The 20,855-nt window shown below is 53.5% G+C and carries 20 protein-coding genes; 6 read left to right on the forward strand and 14 right to left on the reverse strand.

Annotation, left to right across the window (positions count from 1 at the left end):
• Positions 1–6 precede the first annotated feature (6 nt).
• From ATI45_RS18325 to ATI45_RS18340, 5 genes are all read left to right on the forward strand, one after another.
• On the forward strand, positions 7–552 hold the full coding sequence (locus tag ATI45_RS18325) for a hypothetical protein (RefSeq protein WP_098421049.1): 546 nt from the start codon (positions 7–9) through the stop codon (positions 550–552).
• Between the two features lie 14 nt (positions 553–566).
• Positions 567–2,054 carry a tripartite tricarboxylate transporter permease gene (locus ATI45_RS18330; RefSeq protein ID WP_098421050.1) on the forward strand — a complete coding sequence of 496 codons (1,488 nt, stop codon included), beginning with the start codon at positions 567–569 and terminating at the stop codon, positions 2,052–2,054.
• A 233-nt stretch (positions 2,055–2,287) separates the two neighbouring features.
• Entirely contained in the window at positions 2,288–3,607 is a 1,320-nt protein-coding gene (locus ATI45_RS18335) for a hypothetical protein (RefSeq protein ID WP_098421051.1), read from the forward strand.
• A 71-nt stretch (positions 3,608–3,678) separates the two neighbouring features.
• Positions 3,679–3,876 (forward strand): aldehyde dehydrogenase family protein, encoded by a 198-nt coding sequence (locus ATI45_RS23350; RefSeq protein WP_179888432.1) that lies wholly within the window; start codon positions 3,679–3,681, stop codon positions 3,874–3,876.
• A gap of 5 nt (positions 3,877–3,881) precedes the next feature.
• The gene (locus tag ATI45_RS18340; RefSeq protein WP_416376669.1) at positions 3,882–4,766 is read left to right on the forward strand and encodes an aldehyde dehydrogenase family protein; all 885 of its coding nucleotides are present in this window, start codon (positions 3,882–3,884) and stop codon (positions 4,764–4,766) included.
• Between the two features lie 76 nt (positions 4,767–4,842).
• On the opposite strand, the gene ATI45_RS18345 is transcribed toward ATI45_RS18340, so the two are convergent.
• From ATI45_RS18345 to hpaH, 14 genes are all read right to left on the reverse strand, one after another.
• A complete protein-coding gene (locus tag ATI45_RS18345; RefSeq protein ID WP_098421053.1) occupies positions 4,843–5,781 on the reverse strand; it encodes a p-hydroxyphenylacetate 3-hydroxylase reductase component in 939 nt (312 codons plus the stop codon).
• A gap of 93 nt (positions 5,782–5,874) precedes the next feature.
• Positions 5,875–7,044, reverse strand: coding sequence for a p-hydroxyphenylacetate 3-hydroxylase oxygenase component (locus tag ATI45_RS18350; protein ID WP_098421054.1), 1,170 nt, complete (start codon positions 7,042–7,044; stop codon positions 5,875–5,877).
• A gap of 246 nt (positions 7,045–7,290) precedes the next feature.
• On the reverse strand, positions 7,291–7,677 hold the full coding sequence (locus ATI45_RS18355) for an MFS transporter (RefSeq protein WP_218926157.1): 387 nt from the start codon (positions 7,675–7,677) through the stop codon (positions 7,291–7,293).
• Positions 7,678–7,769: 92 nt separating this feature from the next.
• Positions 7,770–8,696, reverse strand: coding sequence for a 3,4-dihydroxyphenylacetate 2,3-dioxygenase (hpaD, locus tag ATI45_RS18360; RefSeq protein WP_098421055.1), 927 nt, complete (start codon positions 8,694–8,696; stop codon positions 7,770–7,772).
• Between the two features lie 86 nt (positions 8,697–8,782).
• Entirely contained in the window at positions 8,783–10,684 is a 1,902-nt protein-coding gene (locus tag ATI45_RS18365; protein ID WP_098421056.1) for an FAD-binding monooxygenase, read from the reverse strand.
• Positions 10,685–10,963: 279 nt separating this feature from the next.
• On the reverse strand, positions 10,964–12,160 hold the full coding sequence (locus ATI45_RS18370) for a multidrug effflux MFS transporter (protein WP_098421057.1): 1,197 nt from the start codon (positions 12,158–12,160) through the stop codon (positions 10,964–10,966).
• A 74-nt stretch (positions 12,161–12,234) separates the two neighbouring features.
• A complete protein-coding gene (locus ATI45_RS18375) occupies positions 12,235–13,665 on the reverse strand; it encodes an aldehyde dehydrogenase family protein (RefSeq protein WP_098421058.1) in 1,431 nt (476 codons plus the stop codon).
• A gap of 185 nt (positions 13,666–13,850) precedes the next feature.
• Positions 13,851–14,273, reverse strand: coding sequence for a homoprotocatechuate degradation operon regulator HpaR (gene hpaR, locus ATI45_RS18380; RefSeq protein ID WP_098421059.1), 423 nt, complete (start codon positions 14,271–14,273; stop codon positions 13,851–13,853).
• Positions 14,274–14,378: 105 nt separating this feature from the next.
• A complete protein-coding gene (gene hpaA / locus ATI45_RS18385) occupies positions 14,379–15,317 on the reverse strand; it encodes a 4-hydroxyphenylacetate catabolism regulatory protein HpaA (RefSeq protein ID WP_218926158.1) in 939 nt (312 codons plus the stop codon).
• Positions 15,318–15,358: 41 nt separating this feature from the next.
• The gene (gene hpaE / locus ATI45_RS18390) at positions 15,359–16,894 is read right to left on the reverse strand and encodes a 5-carboxymethyl-2-hydroxymuconate semialdehyde dehydrogenase (protein ID WP_098421060.1); all 1,536 of its coding nucleotides are present in this window, start codon (positions 16,892–16,894) and stop codon (positions 15,359–15,361) included.
• 18 nt (positions 16,895–16,912) lie between these two features.
• The gene (locus tag ATI45_RS18395; RefSeq protein WP_098421061.1) at positions 16,913–17,695 is read right to left on the reverse strand and encodes a fumarylacetoacetate hydrolase family protein; all 783 of its coding nucleotides are present in this window, start codon (positions 17,693–17,695) and stop codon (positions 16,913–16,915) included.
• Positions 17,696–17,698: 3 nt separating this feature from the next.
• Positions 17,699–18,367 carry a fumarylacetoacetate hydrolase family protein gene (locus ATI45_RS18400; protein ID WP_098421062.1) on the reverse strand — a complete coding sequence of 223 codons (669 nt, stop codon included), beginning with the start codon at positions 18,365–18,367 and terminating at the stop codon, positions 17,699–17,701.
• Positions 18,368–18,397: 30 nt separating this feature from the next.
• Positions 18,398–19,204: a 4-hydroxy-2-oxoheptanedioate aldolase gene (gene hpaI / locus ATI45_RS18405; protein WP_098421063.1), complete on the reverse strand. Its 807-nt coding sequence runs from the start codon at positions 19,202–19,204 to the stop codon at positions 18,398–18,400.
• Between the two features lie 24 nt (positions 19,205–19,228).
• Positions 19,229–20,032 (reverse strand): 2-oxo-hept-4-ene-1,7-dioate hydratase, encoded by an 804-nt coding sequence (hpaH, locus tag ATI45_RS18410; RefSeq protein ID WP_098421064.1) that lies wholly within the window; start codon positions 20,030–20,032, stop codon positions 19,229–19,231.
• Between the two features lie 334 nt (positions 20,033–20,366).
• On the opposite strand from hpaH, the gene ATI45_RS18415 reads away from it, so the two are divergent.
• Positions 20,367–20,753 (forward strand): 5-carboxymethyl-2-hydroxymuconate Delta-isomerase, encoded by a 387-nt coding sequence (locus ATI45_RS18415; protein WP_098421065.1) that lies wholly within the window; start codon positions 20,367–20,369, stop codon positions 20,751–20,753.
• Positions 20,754–20,855: the final 102 nt, after the last annotated feature.

Below are 20,855 nucleotides of genomic sequence, written 5' to 3' on the forward strand. Positions count from 1 at the left end.
TCTATCGTGCCAAACGAAACCGTTGTTAAACCAGATATTTATTGGGTAATCTTTATCACGTCGGTGGTTTTGCTGATTCTGATTCCGTACCAAGCCTCTTGGGTTGAAACCGGAAGGGGATGGTATACCCAGCCTATGATGGGTGCATTGGTGGGTTTGGGCACCATGGCTGTGTTCTCGGCTTATCGAGTGATCCAGCTTACTCGGCATAACAGCAGCGAGGGGCGCAGCACCATGTTCCGGCGCAACCCCCTAGAAACGCTGGTAGCACTGCTGGACAGCTATCGTACGGCGTTGATCTCTTCCGTGCTGTTTTATATTTACATCCATTCGCTGTCTATCATCGGTTTTGTACCGGCCACTTTTATATTTGTTACCGTTCTTTTGTGGCTGTCGCGACTGCTAAACCGCACTTGGTTACTCGCAACCATTGGCACTTTGATTGCTTTGGTTCTCACCTTTCGTGTTGGCGTATCCGTCTGGTTACCTGACGTCTGGCTCTATTCATTTTTGCCCGATGACCTGGCTGACTTCGCTAACCGCTATTTCTAAGAGGTTTGACTACCGTGGATGCAATTCTATTAGGCCTTAATGAAGTCGCTAATTTAAACGTTATTATGGCAATCGTCATTGGCGCTCTAATTGGCGTCACCATCGGCTCGATTCCGGGGTTGGAGCCTGCCGGTGTGATGGCAATTCTTCTGCCAATCACGTTTTCTATGGAGCCGTTGCCAGGCGTTTCGCTGCTGCTGGGTGTTTATGGTGGCGCTTGGTACGGCGGCGCCATACCCGCCATTCTGATGAATACACCGGGCACCCCGGTTGCCGTGCTAACCACCTATGACGGCTACCCCATGGCCGAACGCGGCGAAGCCCGAAGAGCGTTGTCGATTGCCTTCACTTCGTCTTTCGTAGGCGGCCTGATCAGCGTTTTTTCATTGATTATGCTGGCGCCGATCTTGTCCCAGGTTGCTCGTAAGTTCGGCTCAGCCGAGTTCGCCATGCTGGCGGCATTGGGGATGATCTTTGTTGTGCTAGCGCATCGCAAGCATGTGGTGGAAGCGGCAATGATGCTGGGGCTGGGCATTTTTCTTGGCACTATCGGCCTGGATTTGTCTTATAGCACGCAGGTTTATACATTTGGGCAGAGCTGGTTGCTTTCTGGCATGCCGCTGGTGCCAGCTGTTATTGGTTTGTTCGCCATGTCACAGGCTTTCATTCTACTGGCACAACGGGGTAATGATGCCAAGATCGTCAAGTTGGCCGAGGGTGGATTGTTCTCTGGTGTGGCGGATTTGCTCAGACACAAGGTTACCGTTATTCGCTCTGCCGCGCTGGGAGTGTTTATGGGCCTACTGCCTGGCGTGGGTGAATTCGGCTCGCAGTTTTTTTCGTACACGTTAGCGCAAAAATTTTCCAAAACACCGGAGAAATTTGGTGAGGGCGCGCCCGAGGGGCTGATTGCATCCGAAACCTCTAACAACGCCGTAACGGCTTCAGTGATGATTCCTTTATTGGCGTTCGGGATTCCAGCTGATGCTTTGATGGCAATGCTTCTGTCAGTGTTTATGGTGCACAACTACATCCCCGGTCCCACTCTGTTCGCTGAGCGGCCCGAGTTTATTTCTGGCTTGTATATTTCACTATTGCTGATGAACGTGGTGGTTTTTACTTATCTTACTTTTGCTACCAAGTGGATCGTCAACCTCACGCGGGTACGCGGGCGGTTTATTGGCGCCTTCATTTTGGTGCTGGGCTTTATCGGCAGCTACAGCCAGAGCTATCAGTTTACCGATTGCTTGATTGCCCTCGGCTTCGCCATTTTTGGTTACGTCTTAAAACGCAATCAGATTCCGGCCGTGCCCATCGTTCTGGGATTAGTTTTAGGCCCGCTATTCCTTACTCGAACACAGCAGGCTTTGGGCATGGCGGGAGGAGATTTAACTGTGTTCCTGCAACGACCGATAAGTCTGACATTACTGGTGATGATTGTCCTCTCCATCAGTATTTATGTATGGAGTCAATTGCGCCAGCGCAAACAGAGTTTTCAATGACGTGTTTTTACAATTTAAGTTCATGACAGAAAAATACTTCCCATAAATCACTTTGGAGAAAGCACTGTAGTCCAAACCAGAGAACGCTCTGCTTAACCGAATAACCGAATAACCGAATAACCGAATAACCGAATAACCGAATAACCGAATAACCGAATAATCGAACACTTTATGAGCACCTTTTGAACGCACGCTAAAAACAACGACCGACTGCTATAAAAAGGAATAAAAAGATGAAAAAAAACTTTAAACAATCGTTAACCGCCGCTTTGTTGGGTTCAGCCATTGCTGCCGCATCCGGCTCTGCTTCTGCCTACAATTTCTACAGCAAAGACGGCACCGAGCTTAACGTTGATATTGAAGCGGCCTTCGGTGTATTCACCAGCGGAGAAAACTACGGTACCACTGGCGGTAAAACGGAAGGTAGCTCCGACTGGCGTGAGGGTTACATTAAGTACGGTTTGTCTGGCAGCCAAACATTGGGAGCTAGCAGTGCGGCTTTGTACGGCGGTGTGAACATGGTCAGCTCTGCGACTTGGGGTGATGGCGATGCGGCAGGGTTCACCACCGGTGAGGAATCAAAATCGACTCTGGAAGATGCCTACCTGGGCTGGCGTTCTGGCAGTTTGATTTCGATGTTGGGCGAGGATGGTCTGGACATCTCGTTTGGTCGCCAGAACTTTGCAATTGGCGATGGATTTCTGATTAACGGCGACGCTCTAAACTTTGGTAAAGCCTTTGATGGCAGCTTGAATCGCGGTGGAAGTTACTGGCTGGCCGCACGCAAGGCCTTCGATAGAACGGCGATCGTTCGTATCGGTGGCAGTGATGGCGCACGCGCCGATATGTTCTGGCTCAAATCTGACAACGTTGCCCAGAACAAAACGGAGCTGGCAGGCCTTAACACTGAATACGTTATGGCTGCCGGTACTTTTGGTGCTAGCTATATTAAAGGACTAGATGCCGAAGCAAGGCCGTCACGAGATGGTCAGGAAACGATGAGTTTGCGTTATCAGGGTAACGCCGGCGTCGAAAATCTGTTCCTGTCGGGCGAGTATGTGACTCAGGATCAGGGCGACGATAGCGCGAGTGCCGATGCCTGGTACGTTGAGGGGGGCTGGACCTTTGCCGGTTTGCCCTGGTCACCGAGCGCGAGTTACCGCTATTCTACTTTTGAGGAAGGTTTTGATCCGCTATTTTTCGGTTTCAACCGTGGCTACGGCACCTGGTTCCAGGGCGAAGTAGCCGCTAATTACGCGGGACCATTCAACTCTGATGCCGACGTTCATCACATTGCTATAAAAGCCTCGCCGAGCGAGATGGTCAGCGTTGGTGCGCTGTTCTTTGACTTCAGCGACACAGCCGGGGGCAGTGGTGCACTTGATGGCCAGGAAATCGACATTTACGCCGAGTGGGTTGTTACGCCCAACCTTATTCTAAGCCCGCTGGTTGGCTTCTACTCGCCAGATAACAGTGCCGCTAACGGTGGTACTCAGCTCGGCAACGACGACACCAACGTTTATGCCCAGATAATCGCTATTGTTCCATTCTGATATAGCATTTCAATAGAACTCAACGACGGGAGCCCGCCGGGCGCCCGTCAGAAACCGGAGCGATGTATTGTATGACTTTTAAAAATCAGATGCTTATTGATGGCCAATCGGTCACCGGTGCAGGTGAGTCCTTTCCGGTGATCAACCCGGCGACTGAAGAAGCCATTTGCCAATGCAATATGGCCAGCATCGGGCAACTCGACAAGGCCGTGACCGCGGCTCGAAAGGCAGTGCCGGCAACACGGTTATTTCAAAGCCCTCCGGTTTAACGCCTTTGAATACCCTGCGCCTCGTCGAAATCATGAATGAGGTACTGCCCAAAGGAGTTGTGAACGTGGTATTGGGCGAGGCCGAAATCGGCAATGCCATTAGCAGCCACGCCAATATCAACAAGGTCATATTTACCGGTTCTACCCCAACGGGCCAGAAGATTATGGCCAATGCCTCGAATACGCTGAAGCGCCTGACCCTGGAACTTGGCGGTAATGATGCCGCTATTGTTCTGCCGGGTGCTGATATCGGGTCAATTGCAGAGGGCATTTTCAACACCGCATTCATTAATATGGGACAAACCTGCGCGGCGCTTAAGCGGCTGTATGTACACGAAAGCCAGTATGAGGAAATGTGTCAAAAGCTGGCCGATATTGCTGCCAGCCAGGTAGTGGGTAATGGCCTGGAGTCAACAACCACCTTTGGCCCAATACAGAACGCCAATCAATATCGGCTGGTAACCGAATTGGTTGAAGACGCCGTTAACAACGGCGGCCGAGTTGTTTCTGGTGGCAAAGCCAGCTCAGGTAAGGGTTACTTTTATCCACCGACCATCGTGGCCGATGTTTCGAATGGCACGCGCGTTGTTGATGAAGAACAGTTTGGGCCAGTTTTGCCCATTACCTCTTACTCGACGGTAGAGCAGGCGGTCGCCATGGCCAATGACTGCAAGTTTGGCCTGGGTGGCTCGGTTTGGGGTTCAGATCTTGAGTTGGCCAGTACGGTTGCCAAGCAGTTGGAGTGTGGCACTGTATGGATTAACAACCACTCGGAAGTGTTGCCAAACGCGCCTTTCGGCGGCAGCAAAATGTCGGGCTTGGGTATCGAGTTTGGCTTGAAAGGGTTACTGGAATACACTCAGCTTCAAGTCATTCATTCCAAGAAGTAGCTCGTTCGTCGACAGGGCTTAGTTTCTAGTGATGCTGTTGTTAGCTCCTCCATAAGGGGAGCTTTTTATATCTGGTCTAGCGGCGGGTAAGGCTGCTCAGAATCTTCCTGAAAGTGGCAATTTCGTCTTTACTGAACTTGCCGAACTGTCTCTCCTGTTCTTGACGTGACAAAGCCCATAGCGCTTCGGCTTGCTCCTCACCCAATGCTGTAATTTTGTAGCAGTCTTCCGAGAAACTCACCAGACCCTTACGCTGCAGGATTTCCGCCGAGTTGTCGATTTCAACATCTGGCATGTTAACTTCCTGCGACAGTTCCTTGCGGCAGAGCTGTGGCGTTTCTTGCAGTACCATTAACATGCGTGCTTCGCTGGTACGCAAGCCGGTGGACAGCTGAAGCGGTGTATAGTCAGCCTGGTAGGCACGCGAAGCCTGAACCATCAGATAATACAAATTGTCGTTGAGGCGTGATTTTAGGCGTCCAATAGCCGCTGGCTCACCGTGTTTGGGCGCGGGGAAACGGATGTGTGGCATGACTACGGAATAGCTTCCCTGGTGATAAACCAGCGGCGACCGGCCAGCATCTTCAAAGGCGACCACTTTGCCAATCAGGATCCAGTGATCACCACCGTCAACGGTTTCATAGGATTCGCACTGAAAGCAGGCTGCTGTATCGTTAAGTAAGGGTGCGCCGCCGAAGCCTTCAGAAAAGTCGATAGTGGAAAATTTGTCGTCGCTCGGGCGGGCAAAGTGGTTAGAGACGTCAATCTGATCGGCGGCCAGAACGTTAACGGCAAAGTGGCTCGCCTTGTCAAAAATCTCGCAGCTGCCAGAGCGCTTGTCGATGCTCCACAGAACCAGTGCGGGGTCCAGTGAAACGGAGTTAAAGCTGTTGGCGGTAACGCCGGTTTTAGCGCCATCCGGCGTCTGGGCTGTTACTACGGTAATGCCGGTGGCGAAGTTACCTAACGCACGGCGAAATGCTTTAGGGTCGAACTCAGTGGTTTGATTGCTCATAAGGGCACCTGGATTGTTAGATTCTTATAGGTATGGCGGCGAAGGTGCAGGTCTTTCGACCTGCTCCTCGGGGCATTTCTTAGTCAGGAAAAATCATAGAAGGCTGGGATCTGGCTCCAGGCCCAGAACCTCTCGACCGATGATTTGGGCACAAACGTCGTAATCGGTGTAGGCATGGGCAGCGGTCATGTTGGACTCGTGCCACAGGCGCTGGCTTTCACGATCCTGGTACCAGTTAGAGGCGCCCATCACAGCCCAAAGGCGGTTGACGGCCTCTACGCACATTTTAATAGCGTAGGCTTGATTGGTACGCCAGTGTGCGAGAGTGTAACGGTCTGGGTATTGATGGCGCTCGCTGTAGTCTTTTTGCTCGTCCCAGACTTTTTCCAGATAGGCGCGTGCAGCGGATACCTGCTGGTAAGATTCGGCAATACGCAGGATCGGTGGAATCGACTCTTTCACTATTGCCCCGGTGTAGGCACGGACACGATTCAGGGTCAGTTCTTTATAAACTTCGATCATTCGCTCGGCCACGCCCAGGCTCATGGCGGCGAAGCCACAGGCAAAGTAGGGACGGTAGGGGGTGTGGTAAATCTTGCTGTCTGGGTACAGAGAGCGACCCACATGGCGGCCTTCCATCATGTCCAGTGCGGCCTGAATGCGGTGTTCGGGTACAAACGCATTCTGTATGCTGGCGGTTTTGGTTCCGCTGCCCTGCATACCGACGGAGTACCAATCATCAATAATAGTGAAATCACTCTTGGGGATAACGGCAAAGCTGTAGGCTTTCTCGCCCGCGTTGTTGATGCGGATAAAACCTACGATGATCCAGTCTGCGTGATCAACACCGGAACTCCATTTCATATCACCATTGAAAATAATGCCGCCTTCGGTTTCTTCGTGTTTGCCGAAAGGTGCAATGGAGCTAGACGCTATGGTGTCGGGGTTTTCGCCCCAGAACTCGTCTTGAGCGTGCTTGCTGAACATCGCCATCTGATGATTATGGGTGCACAACAGGCTGTAACCCCAAGCAGTGGAGCAGCAGGCGCCCGCCAGAGCTGCAATGCAGCTGGTGAATTCCGGCATAGACATTTCCAGGCCACCGTAGACTTTAGGTAGAAAAGCGCGGTTCAGGCCGATGCCGTTTAGCATCTCAACGTTTTCCTGCGGTATCTTGCGTAGCTCAATGGCCTTAGAGGCGTTGGCGCGGATCGCAGGAAGGACCTCCTTGAGTTTGTCTAACATCGGGTTCTGGTTATGCATTTGTGCAGTCTCTTTTTGTTAATTGATTCGTTTATATCGTGATCGGTTATCGAGTGGTTCGTTGAAATACAGTTTTGATACTGATTTGTGCAAGATATAAACAATTATGCGGAGTTAAGCTTTTGCAGGAAATGTAATATTCTCTCTTATCATTGCATTTTTCTGTATTTTTCAGGTCTCGCTTTTAAGGATCAAAAAAACTATAGAAAGAAATTAATCGATAGCTTTTCTACAGCACTGCTCAGGTCAGGTTGCAGGCCGGCGCGTTAGCGCCAGTGCAGCCAGAGAACCGCAGCCGGTAAGGCCGATAATTAACGCCATTGGTAAGGCGGTACCGTCGTGCAGGGCGCTGGCCAGCATGCAGCCGATAGTGGCGATCAGGTACAAAATAATGCCACCGAGTAGCAGGCGGCGGCGACCGTATTTGTCTGATAGCGGTCCGTAAAACAGCATGCCGACAAACAAGCCGGCCAGAAAAGCGCTGATAGTGAGCTGAATGCTAGATTCGGTTGCCTGCAGGTCTTGCGCTATCAGCGGCAGGCCGGGCAGATACATGTCGATCGACAGCGGCCCGAAGGCGACCAGTGCGGCCAGCAGTACGATTAATCGTTGAGGATTGGCTACCGATGACATTGGTGAACTTCCTGGTTAGGTGTCGGGTATTGAACGGACTCAAATAAAAACGGCCTGCAGGTGCAGGCCGTCGTAAAATCTGGAGTTCAGCCTCAGAGGCGACTTGAACCCGGTACAAAAGATTTGGTAACCGAGGCCTGAGCAGGCGGAACTTTGTCGCCGCTGACCTTGGAGATCGGGAATACGGCGTTGATCTGGCCGGTACCTGAACTACCAAAATAGGGTGTTAATACTTCTGCTTTCTGGTCGTATTCGGACCAGCCCATTGCGCCCAACAACATAGCGGTGTCGTGCATAAAACCTTCACCGTGACCTTTTGCGGCGTATTCGGGCAGCATCTCACAGAAGTCTTCCCACTCGCCGTTTTCCCACATCCGCACCACATCGTGATCCAGACGTTCCAGGAACGGAGACCAGGTTTTGGTAGCAAATTCGGGTGCCTGACCGTTTTGGGCAAAGCGGTGAGACAGAGAGCCGCTGGCCAAAATGGCTACCGTGCCATCGTAATGCTCTTCAATTGCCTTGCGCATCGCCCAACCCAATCGCGCACTGTCATTCAGGTAGTGCACGGTACACATGGCAGAAACCGCGATCACTTTGAAATGACGGTCTTCGTTCATGTAGCGCATCGGTACCAGGGTGCCGTACTCAGGGTCGAGAGTAGTTTTGTCATGGGCCAGTGTTTCAACTCCCTGAGCATTACATTCTGCCGCCAGCAGCTTGCCCAGTTCCGGGTTGCCGTCGTATTCAAACTCCATGTTGGAGATGAAATGGGGGAGTTCCCCGCTGGTGTAGTTGCCCTTGAAGTAGGCGCCGCAGTTAATGTGGTAGTTAGCATTCACCAGCCAGTGAGTATCGAATACCACAATGGTATCAACGCCCAGCTCGCGGCAGCGGCGGCCGATCTCGATATGTCCGTCAATGGCCGCCTGGCGAAAGCCCTTTCGCGGGCCGTCCAGTTCCGACAAGTACATGGATGGTACGTGCGTAATTTTTGCTGCTAATGCGAGCTTACCCATTAGGTTTTCCTCTTTTATTGTTTCTGTTTCTGTTTCTGTTTCGAATCCCTATCCCAGCCGATGCTTACCATCGTTAGGCGAGGGCATCATCGGTCGCGGCGGCTTAGGGCTCTGTCAAAGAAAGTGGCAAGTTCGTCAATGCCCGCAAAAGAAAGCACTTGTGAAACATAATGGTCGGGTCGCACCACTACCACGGCCCCTTCTTTGTCGATGCCGCGCTCTTCAAAAATGTTGACGGCCGGGTCAACGGCATACACTTTCTCATAATCGGTCAGGTGGAATGGGCCGACTTTTGGAGCAAAAATGGCCGGCACCGTTGGGCCGAATTCGACTTCGCCATGGGGCTGTTGGTAAATGACCTTGATGTCGAAGAGGCTGTCTAGGTCAGAACCTTTGGGGGTATATTTCACCACCGGCGAGTCGGGTGAGTTGAGCATCCACTCCGCCCAAGCAGCCAAACGGGAATCTGCACCGGGGCGCGCGCTGTCGGCGAAGGCGTAGATCCGCCAACGCCCATCGGCGGTCGCGTGGTGCCCCAGGTGAACCCTATTACCGTCGCAAACTCGCATTACCCGCGCCGATTTGAACCGCTTGCCAACGGGGAAACCGGTGGCCAGGTTCTGGTGTTCTGTGGTGCCAGTGATCATCGACGTCTGGTACTCGGTCATGAAGCCAGCCGGAAATTCTGCGGTTTTGACATAAAAATTTGCCAGTTCTTGCGGGTCGCTGAACTCCTCGGCGGGCTTGGCCATCAATGTCGACCATTCCCGATCAAAGTCAATCAAGTTCTGCGCGACAACCTGGCGTTCACTCGAATAGGTATCGAGCAGAGATTCGGGCGCGATGCCGGAAAGCACATGGCCCAGCTTCCAGGCGATGTTCCAACCGTCCTGCATGGACACATTCATGCCTTGACCCGCTTTGGCGCTATGGGTGTGGCAGGCGTCACCGGTGATAAACACCCGCGGAGTCCGCGAGCCTTCTTCGCCGGGGGTCACATCGTCAAATTTGTCGGTCACTCGGTGGCCAACTTCGTAGACGGTGTGCCAGGCGCAGTCTTTCACCTCCAGGGTATAGGGATGCAGGATCTTGTTGGCCTTGGCGATGGTGGTTTCCAGGGTGGTCTCGCGTACTTGGCGGTTGTCATCCTTGGCGACTTCGCCGAGGTCGACGTACATCCGGAACAGGTGACCGCCTTCGCGGGGAATGTGCAAAATACTGCCATCGGTTGATGACTGAATGGCACACTTGGTGCGAATGTCCGGAAAGTCGGTACTAGCCAGCACGTCCATGACGCCCCAGGCATGGTTCGAGACCGCGCCGATATGCTTGCGGCCAATCGATTCACGAACGCGACTGCGCGCACCATCGCAACCGACGACGTATTTGGCCTTCACCGTGCATTCCTGGCCTTCCTTCTCGCCCGCGGTATGGCGCAATGTTACTTCGACGGGATAGTCGTCGCCGTCGTGAATCGCCAGCCCCACGAACTCCAAACCCTGGTCGGGGGTCAGTCGGGAGGGGGCGTTTCTGGCGAACTCGGTGAAGTAATCGAGAACCCTGGCTTGGTTGACGATTAAGTGGGGGAACTCGCTGATTTCACCGGTGGCGTCATCCGGCGCTACCGAGGAACGGGTAATGTGCGCCGGGTTATTGGCGTCTGGGGCCCAAAAAGCCATCTCGGTAATACGGTAGGCCTCGGCGGTGATTCTTTCGGCAAAACCGAACGCCTGGAATGTCTCGACACTGCGTGCCTGGATGCCGTCGGCTTGGCCGATTTCCAGTCGTCCGGGGCGCCGTTCGATGATTCGGGTAGTAATGTTCGGGAACTTCGCCAACTGAGCGGCGGCAATCACGCCGGCAGGCCCGCTGCCGACGATAAGAACATCCACAACACCTGGTAGCGTCTCGGGGCGATTAATGCCCGTACCGGAGGCTTCTTCGATTCTCGGGTCACTGGATACGTAGCCATGATGGTGAAACTGCATCGTTACTTCTCCTTTTATTGTTGTCTGGGCGCGGCGGAATGATATCGATACTGATACCGATCTGCCCCGTTTTTTATGTGGATCCGATTCTTTTGTTCTTACGTAATGGCCTTTGAGATGTTGGCTTGGATCACAGTCAGGTTTCGAGTTTTTTTCAAATCACAATTTTAATGATTTTATATGAAACACCATTTCTATTGTGCGGAGTTAAGTGTGTGCAAGAAATGTAAAATTCTGCTTTATTATTGCACTTTTCTGTATTTTATCCGGGGTTTGAGCTTAACCATTTGGTTTTCCTCTTTTGTCGTGTCTTCGGTGCCAGGCGCTGAAGTGTGCCAACAGGGCGATTATAGTTGCTACCAATATGCACCCGAATATCAGTGAGGTGTCATATTCAAGCATGACCGGCACCAGCTGGGCGATGGCGGCACCGGTTATTAGCTGAATAAAGCCCATCAGTCCTGATGCTGTTCCGGCTAAGCTGTCACTGCTGTTGATGGCTGCCGACTGGGCATTGGGTTGGCTCAGGCCGCGGCCGAATATCAGCAACGCCATTGGCAGAAATAGGCCGGCAAAACTGAGTTGATTGAGAACAGATACGCCTACCAGCAAAGCCGCTCCTAGCAGTGAAAGCAGGTTCCCGCTGAGTATCATCTGGTCAACGCTAAGCAAGCGTGTCAGGCGCGTTGACAGAAAACTCCCTGCCATGAAGGCTAGAGACACAATCAGAAACCAGCTTCCGAATTGGGCCGAGTTGCCTTCTAATTGCCCTGCCACAATGTAAGGGCTGCTGCTAACAAACAGATAGAAAGCAGTCGCTACTGCTGTGGTCGACAGCACATAACCCAGATATTGCTTAGAGCTTAGTACGCTACGATACCGCTGAAGAATGCTGCCAAGGCGAAGGCTGTCACTGCGCATATGGATGGTTTCAGGCAACATACGCAAAGCCGCCAGCCAGACCAGGGCGCCCGCGAAAACAGATAGATAAAATATAGAGTTCCATCCGCTCCAAAGGTTTAAATAGCCGCCAATGGCAGGTGCGATCGCCTGGGCAATGGCGATGGCCATCACCACATAGCCCAGGCGGCCCGCTGCGCCTTGGCGACCATGCACATCTAGAATAATGGCTCGAACCAACGCCATGCAGGTGCTGCCGCCGAGCGCCTGCAGAACGCGACCAATAATCAGCATATCAACGCCGTCAGCCGAGGCCGCGAACAGGCTGCCAACGGTGTGCAGGCCAAGGCCGGTCAGCAGTACTGGCCGGCGACCAAAATAGTCAGCCAAAGGCCCAGCAATTAATTGGCCAATGGCCAGTGTCAGCAGGTAGAGGGTAAAGGTTAGCTGAATGGTGGCGATATCCACATCCAGCGCAACCGCCGCATCTGGCATGGCTGGCACGAAGGCGTTCAGGGCCAGCGGGCTGGTCATGGCAATCAGTGCTAGCAGCGCAATAGACGGTGTTGCTTTCAACGTATCCCGGCCGATCAGGCATCCGGTACAGCCTTAGTCCCCGGTCGGGACACTAAGGCTGTACCGGATGGCGTTTAGTTAGGGTTGCGGATAACCAACAGGCGCAGTTCAGTCATGTCTCCAATCGCGTAGCGAATGCCTTCACGACCCAGGCCGCTGTCTTTCACGCCGCCGTATGGCATGTGGTCTACGCGCCAGGATGGAACGTCGCCGATTACCACACCGCCAACTTCCAGCTCGTCCCAAGCCTTCTGGATTTTGTAAATGTCACGGGTAAAGATACCGGCCTGAAGACCAAAATCAGAATTGTTCACTTCCTTTAACGCGGCGTCAAAGTCGCTGAACCTAGACAAAATGGCGACTGGGCCGAAGGCTTCCTGGGTGTTCAGGTTGTGCCTTGAATCCACGTTCTCCAGCAATGTCGCCTGCAACATGGCACCGTCGCGGTCGCCGCCGGCCAGAACACTGGCGCCAGATTCTTTGGCTTCAAGTACCCAATCATGCAGCCGGGTTGCTTCCTTTTCGGAGATCATTGGGCCAATGAAAGTGCTTTCGTTTTTCGGGTCGCCGTGTACCAGAGCTTTAACTGCAACGGTAAGCTTTTCGCGCACTTCATCGTAGTGCTTCTCGTGCACCATAATACGTTGCACACTAATGCAGCTCTGACCTGACTGATAGTAGGCGCCGAACACAATGCGCGAGACGGCATCGTCGATATCCGTACCTTCGTCTACAACGCAGGCAGCGTTGCCGCCTAGCTCCAGGACCACAGGCTTCTTGCCGGCTTTGGCCTTCAATTTCCAACCCACATCGGGAGAGCCGGTGAAGCTCAGGAGCTTCAAGCGTTCATCGGTTGTGAACAGATCGGCACCGTTTCGATGGCAAGGCAAAATGGAGAAGGCACCCTTGGGCAGATCTGTTTCAGCCAGTACTTCACCGATAATGATTGCACCAATTGGGGTCAGGCTTGCCGGTTTCAGAACGAAAGGGCAGCCCGCAGCGATGGCTGGTGCAACCTTGTGTGCGGCCAGGTTCAGCGGGAAATTGAACGGTGAAATAAAAGAGCAGACACCGATTGGCACACGTTTCCACATACCGGTGTAACCCTCGGCACGGGGGCTGATGTCCATGGGAATAACTTCACCGCCGATGCGGACAGATTCTTCAGCCGCAATCCGGAAAGTGTCGATCAGGCGTGTCACTTCGCCACGCGCATCCTTGATAGGTTTTCCTGCTTCAACGCAAAGAGCAAATGCCAGTTCTTCGGCCCGTTCCTCAAAACGTTTGACGCAGTGATTCAGGATCGCTTGGCGCTTGTAGGCTGGAAGCTTGCGCATCGGTTCAGCTGCGGCGTCAGCCGCTGCGATTGCCCGGTCGATCGCAGCGGCATCTGCCATGGCGACACGGGTTGCAACTTCACCAGTGAACTTGTCAAACACCACCAAATCCTGGTTGGGTGTATGAGCTTGATTAGCCAAATAGTAGGGATAGGATGCTTGCAGCATGAGATGGGTCTCCGCCTGCTTGAATGTTGGGTTATTTTTGTTCGTATTGGCTGCGCTCAAAGCGGCGTAGAGCGCCTGTAAGATAGGTCATCCGCTCAAACTAATAGCCGAGCTAACATGTTAATGAAAGTCAATGAGTCCCAAAGCGGGTGCCGCCTGACGTTAAGATGGATAATTCTGGGGTTTCAGGGTTTTATCTGGCCAAGCTGATCGAGCAGATCTGCTAGCTGCTGCATGTTCTCTTTGGAGAACTGGCGAGTGATCTCTGCGTAACGGGCTTCGAGCACCGGGCTAACACTGTCAAACATTTGCTCGGCTTTGTCGGTCAGACTGATTAGCACGCGGCGCTGATCCTCCGGTGAGCGACGACGATAGATGTAGTCCTGCTGTTCCAGTCGGCTGATAATGCCGGTCAAACTAGGGCTAAGGATGCAGCATAGGTCAGCGAGCTGCTTTGATTCCAGTTCACCATGCTCAACCAATGCGCGAATGACACGCCATTGCTGCTCGGTAAGCGGAATTGACTGCAGTACCGGGCGGAAGAGGCTCATGGTCGCTTCGCGCGCCTTGAGTAGCTTCAGAGGGATGGAGTCTTCAAATTTGCGCATTAGTGGTTCACTTTTTGGTGTTCGTGTCGGCCGCTGTAGTCCGTTCTGCGAAGCGAGCGGAATTATACTGATCAGGCTTATTAGCAGCAACCGGGCGTGCCGCGCCTATTGCTGTTGGCGGCGGTAGCACTGTGCAGTGGAGTTTGTGTGGTGCTTGAAAAAGCGAGAAAAGTAGGCTGGGTCAGAGAAACCAAGTTGGTAACAGATATCGCTGCTGGAGAGATTGCTGAAGATCAGCAGCCGCTTGGTTTCTTGCATAATACGGTCGTGGGTCAGTTTTTTTGGAGAGCGATTAGATACGCGCTGACAGATTTGGTGCAGTCGGCTTTCAGAAATGCCGAGACGGCCGGTGTATTCCGGTAAATGCCAGTGCTCGCGGAAGTGCTCTTCTATCAAGTCGGAGAAACGGCGAAAGATTTGCAGATCGTCGTTATTGACTGCGGTACTCTCCGCCTCCTTGGCAGACAGGCGGCTGATCTGAATTAATAGAAAGCTTACCAGCGAGTGCAGGGCCAGCCGCGTGGCCGGGTGTTCCCGAAACCACTCTATTTTAAGGTTGCGAAAGGTCTGAGTAATCAGCGTCCACTGGGAGCGTTGTTCAGGCTCTAGGTCGACTCGCGCAATACAAATGCCATGATTCAGCTCAGTATCCATCTCCTGCTGCAGGCCATCTTTGAGTAGTTGCCAGACAATGGACTGATGAATGGTCAGTACGTGGCCGCGGGCATCGGGTTTGGTGAGAAAAGAGTGGGGTACAGAAGGCGGCGTCAGAATCAGGCTAGGGCCGCGGACGTGATAGATCTTATCATCGATATGGAAGCTGATTTCGCCCCGGTCGATGTAGTGAATCTGAAGGTATTGGGCATGCCGGTGGACCGGCATGTCACGACCAAAAAAAAAGGCCAGGTTTTCCAGAATATCGTAGTGGATGGGCGCGTCGATATAACGGCGGTCGTAATCCTGTCCCAGGATAATGTTGGGAATCCATTCACTGTGATTGCTATCGTTCATGACGCGGCCATAACAGAAAAGGCGGACCGCCATGCCGGCACCCGAAGCTACCGGCATGGCTGTATCGGCAACTCTTAGCGCTTGCCGAGAGTCGGAACACGGTGAGTGCCATGTGCGATGCAGACGTTCTTGGTTTCCATGTAGAAGTCGAAGCTCCAATCACCGCCGTCACGGCCTATGCCGGACATCTTGATACCGCCGAACGGAGACGGCAAATTTCGGTTGTTTTCAGAGTTCACCCACAGCATGCCGGCCTGAACGTGCTTGGCCATGCGCATGGCGCGGCCGGTATTTTCCGTCCAGATGTAGCCAGACAGACCGTACTGGGTGTCATTGGCAATCTTAACCGCTTCTTCTTCAGTGTCGAAGGTAATGGTCGTCAGTACCGGGCCGAAGATTTCTTCTTGGGCGATACGCATCTGATTGCTGGCACCGGTAAATAGGGTTGGCTCAACGTAGTTGCCTTTCGGGTTCAGTTCGGGCGTTGCTTCGGTAACGCGCTTGCCACCCACAGCGATATTGGCACCGTCTTGTTTCGCAATGTCGAAGTAGCTCAAAACCTTGTTGAAATGTTCGGTGGCGACCAGCGGGCCCACTTCGGTTTCCGGATCCAGTGAGTGGCCCACGCGCAGGTTGCGCACTCGCTGCTCGAGTGCGGCGATGAACTTCTCGCGAATGCCGCTTTGAATTAAAAGGCGACTTGAAGATGTGCAGCGCTGACCGTTCAGGCTGTAAATCATGAATACAACGGCATCCAGTGCGCGTTCGAAATCGGCGTCGTCAAAAACGATGACCGGGTTTTTGCCGCCCAGTTCGAAGTGCATGCGCTTCAGGGTTTCTGCACCCTGACGCATGATGCGCGATCCGGTGGCCGTTTCACCCACCAGGGCGACTGCTTTTATAGCCGGATGTTCGGTCAGACGTTTGCCGGCGTCTTCGCCGAAGCCATTGACCATATTCCACACGCCCTTGGGCAGCACTTCATTTGCGATCTCGGCCAGAATATAGGCGCTCAGCGGGGTTAGTTCAGCAGGTTTGTGCACCACCGTACAGCCTGCCGCCAGTGCCGGAGCTATTTTCCAGGTGGACAGCATGAACGGCGTGTTCCATGGGGTGATGATGCCGACTGGACCAATCGCATTGCGGATGGTGTAGTTGGTGTGCTCGTCCTGATGCAAGGCCAGGCCATTCTGCGCTTCCGGTGCCTTGTCGGCGAAGAAGCGAAAGTTGGCGGCGCCACGCAGGGCGGCCTGCTTCATGAAGCGGATCGCCTGACCGCAGTCCATGGATTCGATCAGTGCGATTTCATCAGCGCGATCAACCAGACGGTCAGCGAATTTGTGCAGCATTTTTTTGCGTTCGGCGCCCGGCGTGTTTGCCCAGGCTTCGAAGGCATTTTCAGCCGCTTCACAGGCCGCATCCATGTCAGCAACGGAGCCGGCCATCACTTTACCGATGGAGCTGTTGTCGGTTGGCGTGAGGTTGTCGTATTCACGCCCGCCGTTACCCAGAGTGAATTCACCGTTGATATAGTGTCCGGTGGTGTTGTTTTTGAAGCGCTCTAGGTACTGCTGTGCGCGTTCCAGATTGGTTGCCAGTGTATCGCTCATGATTTTCTCCTGAAGCTCTTAATAGTTGTCGCCGTAGTATTCCTTCTCGGAAACGATCTTCGTTTCGAGTGAGCAGACGTTCTCGATGCTGCAGACCACGGTGTCGCCCGGCTGCATGTCGACTACACCGTGCGGCGTGCCGGTGGCAATCATGTCACCCGGGTTCAGGGTCATGATCTTGCTCAGGTATTCGATCAGGAAGGGCACGTCGAAGATCATGTCCTTGGTAGAGCCGTCCTGAGTGATCTTGCCGTTCACTTCAGTGGTCAAACGCAGGTTGTTGGCGTTGGGCACGTCAGCGGCGTCAACGATCCACGGACCCATCGGCAGCAGAGAGTCACGGCTCTTCACACGCAGGTTCGGGCGGTAGTAGTTTTCCAGATAGTCGCGGATGGCGAAGTCGTTGCAGACGGTGTAGCCGGCCACATAGTCCATCGCGTCTTCACGCTTGATGTTTTTGCCCGTCTTGCCGATGACGGCGACCAGTTCACACTCATAGTGCTGGAATTCGATGTTGTCCGGGCGGTAACTGATTTGTTTGTGGCCGGTTAACGTGTTGGCGTGTTTGATGAACACCAGCGGCTCTTTTGGCGGCTCAAACGCCAGTTCAGTGGCGTGGTCGGCGTAGTTCAGACCCAGTGCGAAGATAGTGCCCGGCTCTTTTACCGGTGGCAGCCAGGTGATCTGATCGGAATTCAGCGTCACGTCCAGTGCATCACCATCAGTGGTGGTGATGTGGTCGTTGGCGTCGATACTGATGTCCAGCTCACGACCGTCCAGGATAATGCGTGCATGTCTCATGGCTCAAGCACCTCCTAATGTGTTGTTCAGGGTGCCAACACCCTCGATGCTTGCTTTAACCTTGTCGCCTTTGTTAACCGCAACGCGGTCACCGGCGAAACCGACGGCGATGATTTCGCCTGCCTGCAGGGTCATGATGCGCGAGATAATGCTGATCAGCTCGGCAACGCAGCGCTCCATATTGGCCAACTTAAAGGCGCTCTTCTGCTCGCCGTTGACGCTGATGGTTACGGTCAGTGCATCCGGCTTGGCAACATTGCCAGTGGCAACCACTTCAGGGCCGACCGGTGCGGAGGTATCCAGGCACTTGCCTTTGATGTCCGGGCGATAGTAGTTCTGCTCCGGCAAGGAATAGTCGGCGACGATGGTGTAACCGCTGACATAATCCAGTGCTTCTTCGGCAGAGATGCGGCAGGTTTTTTTACCAATCACCACGCCCAAGCTGGCACCTATCGCCATTTCGGTAACGTCGTTGCCGTCAAAATCTTTTGCCCACTCAACAATGGCACCCTCGGTGCTCCAAGTGTTGTGCGGCTTATAGTAGAGCACTGGTTGAGTCGGCGGCTTTTTGTAGGGGGCTTCGTTGAATGTTGCTTCCAGAGCGGCCAGCTGTGCTTTGTCGTTCAGTGCGACGCAGACCAGCTTGCTGTTAACCAGTGTCCTTGCAGTCATTGTTAACCTTCTCGTGTTGATGGCGGGCAATCAGTAGCCGGCCTGAGGCTTTTCGTCTTCAACCGGGGCGCCCTTTTTGAAGCTCCGCGCCAGTTTGCGGGTTTCATTGGCCAGAATCATAGTATCGACACCGACACCGACGAAATTGGCACCCTGCTGGACATAGTCCTCCACCAGTGACGGGTCCAGGCAGAGCAAGCCGGCATACTTGCCGGCGTCACGAATCTTGTTCAGGCCGTTGTTGATGGTCTTGACCACCGCCGGGTTGCTGGCATCACCGACGTAACCCATCGACGCGGACAAATCGGACGGGCCGATAAATACGCCGTCAACACCGTCGACTTGCAAAATGGCGTCCAGGTTTTCCATCGCGCCGGCCGTTTCCACCTGAACAATCAGGCAAATCTCAGCGTTGGCTTTTTTCAGATAACCCGATACCTGATTCCAGCGCGCACCACGAGCCAATGCGGTGCCCAGGCCGCGGATGCCCTGCGGCGGATAGCGAACGGCCTTTACGAGTTGAGTTGCCTGTTCGGCCGTCTCGACCATCGGAACAAGCAGGGTCTGCGCGCCGATGTCCAGAAGCTGCTTGAGCAGGGCTGTGTTGCCTTCGACGCAGCGCACGATGGGTGCGGTGTCGTAAGGGGCGATCGCCTGCAGATGCGCCATGATGGTACGCAGGTCGAACGGGGCGTGTTCACCGTCGATCAGTAGCCAGTCGAAACCTGCCAAGGCGGCAATTTCAGCGGCACTGTTGTCTGGCAGGCCGAGCCAGAGGCCGTACTGGGTATCGCCGGTAGCCAGTCCCTGCTTGAAGCGGTTCTTTGGCAGCTCCATGCTCGTCTCCTGTTTGATGTGTGCTTATTCGAAGTTCAGGGCCACGCCACCCAGTGAGCCGAAATCGGCGTGGACAGTATCGCCTGCCTTGACCGGCACCGGGCGGATGAAAGAGCCGGAAAGGATCACTTGGCCTGGTTCCAGGCCGATACCGTGCGGGGCAAAACGTTTGCACACCCAAGTGATACCTTTCAACGGGTTGCCAAGTACACCACCGGCCAAGCCGGTTTCTTCAATCTGACCGTTCAGGTACAGCATACAGCCGGCCCAGCGCAGGTCGATATCCATCGGTTTGACTGGGCGGCCGCCCATGACGATGCCGGCATTGGCGGCGTTGTCGGAAATCGTGTCGTACACCTTGCGAGTGTAGCCTGTTTCCGGATCGGTACGCAGGCAGCGCGCGGCGATCAGTTCCAGCGACGGAATTACGTAGTCGGTCGCGTTGATAACATCAAAGACGGTGACATTTTCACCAGACAGTGGTTTCTTCAGCACGAATGCCAGTTCCACTTCGATGCGAGGGTCAAGGAAGTCAGACGCTTTAAGGGTAGCGCCGTCTTCGAACAGCATGTCGTCGAGCAGCACTCCGTAGTCAGGCTGATCAATATTGGACGACATCTGCATGGCGCGAGAAGTCAAACCGATCTTGTAGCCGATCACCTTGCGGCCATCTTCAATCTTGCGGTCAACCCAGGCTTTCTGTACGGAGTAGGCATCTGCCATGTCCATTTCAGGATGCTCCAGGGTCAGCGCCGGGATCTGCTTGCGATTCACTTCTGCTTCGTACAAACGATCGGCGGCGATCTTGATCTGCTCTTTGGTCAACATGCTTGATGGCACCTTTGATAGTCCGTTGCGGTTCACTGGCTGTGCGTGGAATCGTGCGCGGCCACATCGGTTGGCGGTTGGCGGTTGGCGGTTGGCGATGGCACAGATTGTATGAGATTCATTTTAGTTAACATATTAAGTAAGTCAAGAGTCGATATCTAAACTATAGTTATGGCTGTGTGTGTGGGCGTCCATCAGAAAAGTGTTGCAATGGCTATACGTATTGACAACACTTAACATGTTAAGTAGATTTCTTGCTATTAGCACCTTGCCCATATTCGCCGGATTGTTCCGGGGCAAGGACTCAAATCAATCGCTCAGGAGAGTGCTGACGATGCCGCATTTTATAGTTGAATACTCGGGCAACCTGCATGACCGTCTGGATTTTCAGCCGTTATTCAAGGGATTGCATGAATATGTGGTGTCAACGGGTGCTTTCCCGCTTGGCGGTGTGCGCAGCCGTGCAATCCGCTGCAACGATTTTCGGGTGGCTGATGGTCGTGATGACTTCGCGCTCCTGAACCTGAACCTGAAGATCGGACACGGTCGCGATATGACTCTTAAACAGGAAGTCGCTAAGCAGGTATTCAAGATTCTGTGTGACTGGATGCAACCGATCACTGATGAAAGTTATGTACAGATCTCTTTCGAGATGACAGAGCTAGATCCGGTGCTGAAGTTCAACAAAAACAACATTCATGCCCTGTTCTCAAATACCTGACGGGAGTGTGCACGGTTGGGCGCTGCAAGACCTGCAGTGGCAGCGTCAGAAAGGTTTGCGGGTCTTCCCGATCCGCGGCAATTCAAGTAATAACTACAAAAT

Source organism: Marinobacter sp. LV10MA510-1, assembly GCF_002563885.1.
Classification (GTDB): domain Bacteria; phylum Pseudomonadota; class Gammaproteobacteria; order Pseudomonadales; family Oleiphilaceae; genus Marinobacter.